Below are 6,582 nucleotides of genomic sequence, written 5' to 3' on the forward strand. Positions count from 1 at the left end.
CTATTTTTATATGTTTTTATTCTCCAATTGATATATTATTTATGCCACTGTTTTTAACTTCGACAATTGGTTGTCCATTTCCTAAGATATAATCTTTAGACCAACCTTCTGGTAATTTATTCAGACCATTTCCAATCAACTTCAAGTGTAAATTTGATGGTTCTTTTTTCAAGTTTAATTTGAATATGCCATCAAAGGTATCTTTGCTGTCCTTTCCAAACAAACTTATATTGCCACTTATATTTGTAGCTGTTACATTTACAATTCCATTGTTTCCTCTAAACTTTATCTCAGATGATATAGTTTCGGCTGTTACACCTGAAATCCCACTATTAGTATTTATATTAAAAGGATATGTTACACTTTTGTCGATAACTTTCGCAATTCCATCATTGACATCAACTGTAGCTCCCCCCTTAATATTATAAAGTTCTACTGAGCCTCGTTCAACATCTACTTTAAAATTAGAATACACTTTATCTGGAATTCCAATCTTTATTACATTTACTCTCTTATCTTTATTTGCATTTATCATATTATCGCCATTCATATCTTGCAAGGGACCATCTTTCTTCTCTATTGTTTTCTTAGCACTTACAACCAACTTTCCATTTTTTCCATTATTAGAAGCAGTCTCTTCATTCACAGAAAAAGTACAATTTTTTTCATTAGTTACACTTACATAATCAAACTCAAATTTATCAGTATTCGTCTTTTCAACAACTACACCTAAATTATCAGTTTCTATATATACTTCAGAAACTTCATTTCCTTCAATTGAAGTTAAGTGTTTTACAATATTTGGAGTTATATTCATATTATTATATTCCACCATATCTAAACATTGTTTATATATATTGGCATCAATTCCTCCAACTTTTGTTATACTTTTAGCTCCTTTTAAAATACTTTTATTACTTCCATCAGCAACTAAAACAATTGGCTTTTCTTTTGCTAGAGGAGATAGTGTTAATGCATCTACTAATTGATATCCTCTTGTTATGTAAAAGTCAGTTGATTCATTATAAAACTTTTCTATTACTTTTTTATTGGTTTCAAATCTATCATTTCCACCAACTCTAGTTGCATTAGTCTCCCTTACCAAATCCTCATTTATTGCAGATTTGCCACCTATAGCATAAATATTTAATCCTTCAATCTTAAATGGAATTGATTTACCATCTGTAAGTATTATAGCTCCTTTGTTTTTTGCAGCTACAGGTGCTATGCTCATAGCATCAGCCTCTCCTACAAACCCATTTGTCAACATGACATCTTTTACCTTACTAACTTCATTTATTTTTTTTGCTACATTGTAACTAGTTTCAATTCTATTATTTCCACTTATCCTTTCTACTTCAATACCTTTTCTTTTTATATCTTTTTCCACGGAACTTTCAATAGTATTATAACCACCAATTATGTACACTTTTTTTACAACGTTCAAATTCTTGTTATCTAGTCTATTTGAAGTGGCCTTTGGTATTTCATCCTTTTTAGTCAAAAGTATTGGCGCGTTAATAGCCCCAGCTAGTCCACTTGATGAAAGTCCATCAGATAAATTTTTATCTCCATTAACCAATATTACAGTGTCATAAGTCTGCCTATCTGCTATAAGCCCTGCTGTTTCATATCTATCAGTTCCTATTATAGAATCTTCTTTGATTTGTGCACTTGCAGTTAAACTATTAAAAAGAATTAGAGTCAAAGCCAAAGTTGATATACCTATTTTTTTACTGAATTTTTTGAACTTTTTATTCATAATTCCTAATATTTCCCCCTTATTATAATTAATTATTTTTTTAATTTTTATAAATTTACCTCTTTACTTACAAATTATAGCATAACTTTATAATTAAATATCTATTCACCTAAAATTATTTAATATAAAAAAGCTGTATTTCTATTTATTAATTACTTGACTATTAATTAATAAATAGAAATACAGCTTAAAATGTTCGACTTTTTACCAAAGTTATTTAATCCGATTAATAAACTAAAAATTTGCACTCTACCAAATATAAGGTATAATACGATATTTTGTTTTTTGACAATATTCTTTATACCCATCAAGTTCAGCACTAAGCAACTTTTCTTCATCTAATATACGAAACACAACTATTATGCATAAAGGAATTACAGCAATCATTCCCCACCATGAATTCAGTGCTAGAGGTGTAAAAAGTATAATTAATATAGCACCTAGATACATAGGGTGTCGCACAACTGAATATGGTCCATCAGTAATTACTTTTTGATTACTCATAACAACTATAACTTTTGATGTAAAAGAATTGTAGCGAAAAACAAAGAATACAATTATAAATCCAATTAAAATAAGTACATCTGATATTATTGTCAAAATAATTGGAATACTAGACCAAGCAAAGCGGTTGTCTAGAGCTGGTACTCCTAGCAATCCAAATAAGAAAAGAAATCCAGCGATACTTTGACCAAGTATTTGTTGTGGACGTGTTTCCTTTGATTTGATGCGACGTTCAAGTAATACTGGGTCATTAATCATCAGGTAAATTGTAATTATACAAGTTGGAATACAAAAGGCAGTCAGAAATATCCATCCTTGCCAAAAATCAATTGTACCAGTTAAACCAAAAATTAAGCATGCTAAAACTAATATAAAAGCAATAACAGATACACTTGCTAAAATGTATAAAGATTTTATTTTTTCTTGCATTTAAAACCTCCAGCACAGCTTTTTTCTATAAAAGCAATAAACTATATGTAAGATAAATTAAGATAAATATAGAAAACAATTATAAGTTAATAAAAAATTAAGTTCCTTAGACTTTTAAATATATTATAAAATTATTTGCTACCATTGTTTGTTATTGTGGCAATTTGGTAGCAAATTTTATTTCTATCCCATTTTTTAGAATATACTTATATTAAAATATTTTTATTGCATAGTTTGATATTTTTCAATATTTATACAGCTTTTATCATCATCTTGCCACCATCAAATACATACTCAACCATATTATGTTCATATAAATATGTTATATAAGAACGTATTGTACTACCAACTAGAACGTATTGATTAGCATCTAATTTAACATTGTACACATCACACATTTTTTCAATGACTTCATCAATCATAATTGGTTCACAGCAAACCTTTTTAATATTAGATATTATTTCTTCCATCTTGTCTTTATTTACATCAATTAAATCTTGTATACTTGTAGTCTTGACAGAGTGACTTGGAACAAAAAAATCTGCATTAAGAGTTTTCATTTTTTCTAACGTTTTAAATTGTGAATCTATATCTAACAAAAAGAAGAAATGATATTTACTAATTATATTTTCTGGTGTAAGACTGTCTGCAACAAACAAAACATTATCTGGAGTTCTAACACCAATCATTTCAAAATAATGACCAGGAAGAGAAATCGCTTCAAGTTCTGTATCTAAAATTTTTCCATTTGAAGGTATAATATAATCAACTTCACTCTCTTTTGCTAATAAAAATTTATTTTTTAGTGCTTTACTTGGATACCCTCCATACAAAAATGCCGATTCTAATATTGGATTTTCTGTAAAGTATCCTTCTATTTTAGTTGTAGCAATCTTACATTTTGTTTGATTTTTCAAATATGCATTCCCTCCTATATGGTCTGCATTTGAATGAGTGTTTATTATTAATTTAGGATTTAAATTATGCTCCTCTAATAGTCTAAGAATTTGTCTAGCAGTATCTTTGTTATTTCCACTGTCAATTAAAATTGCATTATTTCCATCTACATATACACCTACTATTGTAGGAAGTGGAATATAATATGTATTTCCTTTTATCTTCTCTAAAGTCAGTTTAGCCATTTTATAACCTCCCTTTAAATTTATTTTTAATTATAGCATTAATTTTCAGAAAATTCCAATCAAATTATTTTTATAATATGTTTTTATTTTTTTTATTAAAAATTGGAAAAACTATATAATATATATTATAATCTATATATAAGGAGTGATGTTATTGAAAAAAGATAGAATAACTTTTTCAGAAATTTTAATATTAATTGTAGGCTGTATATTAATGGCAATTTCTCTTAACATGTTTTTTAATCCACATGCAATTGCTGCTGGTGGTATAACAGGTCTTGGAGTTGTTTTAAATTCATTATTTGGTGTACAACTTTGGATTGTCAATTTACTTTTAAATATACCTCTATTCATATTTGCTTACAGAATACTTTCAAAGAAAGATTGTTTTAAAACAGTCTTAGGAATAATTTTTCTTACTATAGCACTTAAAGTTACTGCAAATATGACTACACTAGATATTACAAATGATATGTATCTTGCAATTATATCTGGTTCTATTTTAATGGGAGTTGGTCAAGGCCTTATTTTTAGAATAAATGGCTCTACAGGTGGAACCGATTTGATGGCACTCCTATTGAATAAATATTTCCCTACACTTAGTATTCCTGTTTTGATGGGTATTGTTGACTGTGTTGTAGTAGTACTATCGGGAATAGTAAATAAGCAAGTTGAGATTGCACTTTATTCAACTGTGGCACTATACATTTTAGTAAAGATTAGTGACTTACTTATTGAAGGATTTAATTATTCAAAATCATTTACTATTATATCTGACCTGTCAAAAGATATAAGTAGAAGAATAATGGAAGATTTAGATAGAGGCGCAACTATTCTAAAAGGTGAAGGTGCTTATACTGGAGAAAATAAAAATGTGCTTTTAGTTGTAGTTGAAAAAAAAGAAGTTGTCGAACTAAAAAAATTAGTGAAAAGTGTCGACCCTAATGCGTTTATAATAATTACAGATATACATGAAGCTTTAGGAAATGGATTTAAAAAAATAGAATAATCACAAAAACAAACAGCAAGCATAAATTTCAAATATAAAAAACTTATATTTTTATATTTGAAAATTGTGCTTGCTGTTTTTCATACAATAAACAGTCAAAAAATACACTACTTAGATTTATTTTAAGATTTATCTCATTATTCTAAGTTCACATTATTTATTAGTTTAATATCTATAATTACATTATAATTATCTCCCAACTTTGTATAAATTCCTATGCATATAATCTTATCTGCAAACTAGAAGTTTTTATAATTATTATTCTCCATTATATCATTTATTGATTTTTTTAACAATTAAAGCAAATATAAACTTAAACACCTATGTAATTACTAACTATAAAGTGTTTTAAAATTACACAAGACCTATATTTATAGATTATAAGATATTTATATAAAAATGATTCATAAATATAGCCAAATTGCTCTAAATATGTATATAATAAAAATAATATGATGATTATATTTAACACTGTCAATAAAACTAAAAATATTAAAAGGAGAACTTAAAATGAGTGTTAATTTACAAAAAGGACAAAGAGTAAGTTTAGTAAAAGATGCTAATCCTGTAAAAAATTTAATTGTAGGATTAGGATGGGATATGAACAAATTAGGTAAAAAAAACTATGATTTAGATGCATTTGCAATAGCATTAACTAGTGAAGATAAAATGAAATCATCAAAAGATTTAGTTTATTTTGGACACCTTAAACATCCTTCTAAATCTATCATACATACTGGTGATAACTTAACTGGAAGAGGTGAAGGAGACGATGAACAAATAAATGTCAATTTATGTGATATACCTGAATATGTACATAAAATAGTTTTTGGAGTTTCTATATACAGAGCTAAAAAAAGAAATCAAGATTTTGGCCAGATGAATAATTCTTTTATAAGGCTAGTTGATTCAAATTCTAGACAAGAATTATTTAAATATAACCTTCAAGAAGACTTTTCTGGTAAAGTAACCGTTTTGGCTGGCGAAATTTATCGTAGAAATAACGAATGGAAATTTAATGCCCTAGGAATTGGTCAAAATGAAGAGCTTCATGAATTAACTGATATATATCGTTAATACTAACTATAACAAAAAAATTATAAAAGGAGTTGTTTTAAATGGGTATAACTTTAGCAAAAGGACAAAAAGTAAGTTTAACAAAAACTAACCCAGGTCTTAAGAAAGTAATGGTAGGATTAGGATGGGATACTAATAAATATGATGGTGGTTTTGATTTTGATTTAGATGCTTCTGCATTTTTAACTGGAGCTGATGGTAAGGTAACAAATGATGGGGATTTCATATTCTACAATAATTTAAAACATGCTTCTGGAGCAGTTGAATACATGGGAGATAATAGAACAGGAGTTGGAGATGGTGATGATGAGCAAATAAGCGTTGACTTATCTAAAATACCACAAAACATTGCAAAGATATCATTCACTGTTACTATAAATGAAGCTGTTACAAGAAGACAAAACTTTGGACAAGTTGAAAATTCATATATAAGAATTTATAATGAAGAAACTAGTGAAGAGCTTATCAAATATGAGTTAGGTGAAGATTTTAGTATAGAAACAGCAATAGTGGTTGCAGAGTTATATAAACATAATGAAGAATGGAAATTCAATGCCTTAGGTTCTGGTTTTGAAGATGGGCTTGCAGGATTATGTGGAAATTTTGGTGTTAATATAGGTTAATAAGTAGTTTAAAATAAAAAGGTAGCTACTATTTTA

At 27.5% G+C, this 6,582-nt stretch carries 6 protein-coding genes; 3 read left to right on the plus strand and 3 right to left on the minus strand.

Translation table 11 applies throughout. From position 1 onward, the window contains the following. Window positions 1–16: 16 nt before the first annotated feature. From IC173_RS19940 to IC173_RS19950, 3 genes are all read right to left on the minus strand, one after another. A complete protein-coding gene (locus tag IC173_RS19940) occupies window positions 17–1,762 on the minus strand; it encodes a cell wall-binding repeat-containing protein (RefSeq protein ID WP_227823860.1) in 1,746 nt (581 codons plus the stop codon). Window positions 1,763–2,011: 249 nt separating this feature from the next. Continuing rightward, entirely contained in the window at window positions 2,012–2,524 is a 513-nt protein-coding gene (locus IC173_RS19945; RefSeq protein WP_227845327.1) for a methyltransferase family protein, read from the minus strand. Window positions 2,525–2,946: 422 nt separating this feature from the next. Beyond that, entirely contained in the window at window positions 2,947–3,837 is an 891-nt protein-coding gene (locus IC173_RS19950) for an MBL fold metallo-hydrolase (protein WP_227435999.1), read from the minus strand. Between the two features lie 148 nt (window positions 3,838–3,985). Between IC173_RS19950 and IC173_RS19955 the strand changes: the two genes are divergently transcribed. The 3 genes from IC173_RS19955 (at window position 3,986) to IC173_RS19965 (ending at window position 6,546) form a co-directional block, all read left to right on the plus strand. Then, on the plus strand, window positions 3,986–4,846 hold the full coding sequence (locus tag IC173_RS19955) for a YitT family protein (RefSeq protein WP_227483129.1): 861 nt from the start codon (window positions 3,986–3,988) through the stop codon (window positions 4,844–4,846). Between the two features lie 510 nt (window positions 4,847–5,356). After that, window positions 5,357–5,923 (plus strand): TerD family protein, encoded by a 567-nt coding sequence (locus IC173_RS19960; protein WP_227435995.1) that lies wholly within the window; start codon window positions 5,357–5,359, stop codon window positions 5,921–5,923. A 41-nt stretch (window positions 5,924–5,964) separates the two neighbouring features. After that, window positions 5,965–6,546, plus strand: a complete 582-nt coding sequence (locus IC173_RS19965; RefSeq protein ID WP_227435993.1) for a TerD family protein — start codon at window positions 5,965–5,967, stop codon at window positions 6,544–6,546. Window positions 6,547–6,582: the final 36 nt, after the last annotated feature.

Origin of the sequence: Clostridioides sp. ES-S-0048-02 (genome assembly GCF_020658495.1) — a bacterium.
Classification (GTDB): Bacteria; Bacillota; Clostridia; order Peptostreptococcales; family Peptostreptococcaceae; genus Clostridioides.

Excerpts from the sequence above, each read along its gene's own strand:
- IC173_RS19940 (WP_227823860.1), bottom strand. The coding sequence starts at position 1,762 with ATGAATAAAAAGTTCAAAAAATTCAGTAAAAAAATAGGTATATCAACT.
- IC173_RS19945 (WP_227845327.1), bottom strand. The coding sequence starts at position 2,524 with ATGATTAATGACCCAGTATTACTTGAACGTCGCATCAAATCAAAGGAA.
- IC173_RS19950 (WP_227435999.1), bottom strand. The coding sequence starts at position 3,837 with ATGGCTAAACTGACTTTAGAGAAGATAAAAGGAAATACATATTATATT.
- IC173_RS19955 (WP_227483129.1), top strand. The coding sequence starts at position 3,986 with ATGTTATTGAAAAAAGATAGAATAACTTTTTCAGAAATTTTAATATTA.
- IC173_RS19960 (WP_227435995.1), top strand. The coding sequence starts at position 5,357 with ATGAGTGTTAATTTACAAAAAGGACAAAGAGTAAGTTTAGTAAAAGAT.
- IC173_RS19965 (WP_227435993.1), top strand. The coding sequence starts at position 5,965 with ATGGGTATAACTTTAGCAAAAGGACAAAAAGTAAGTTTAACAAAAACT.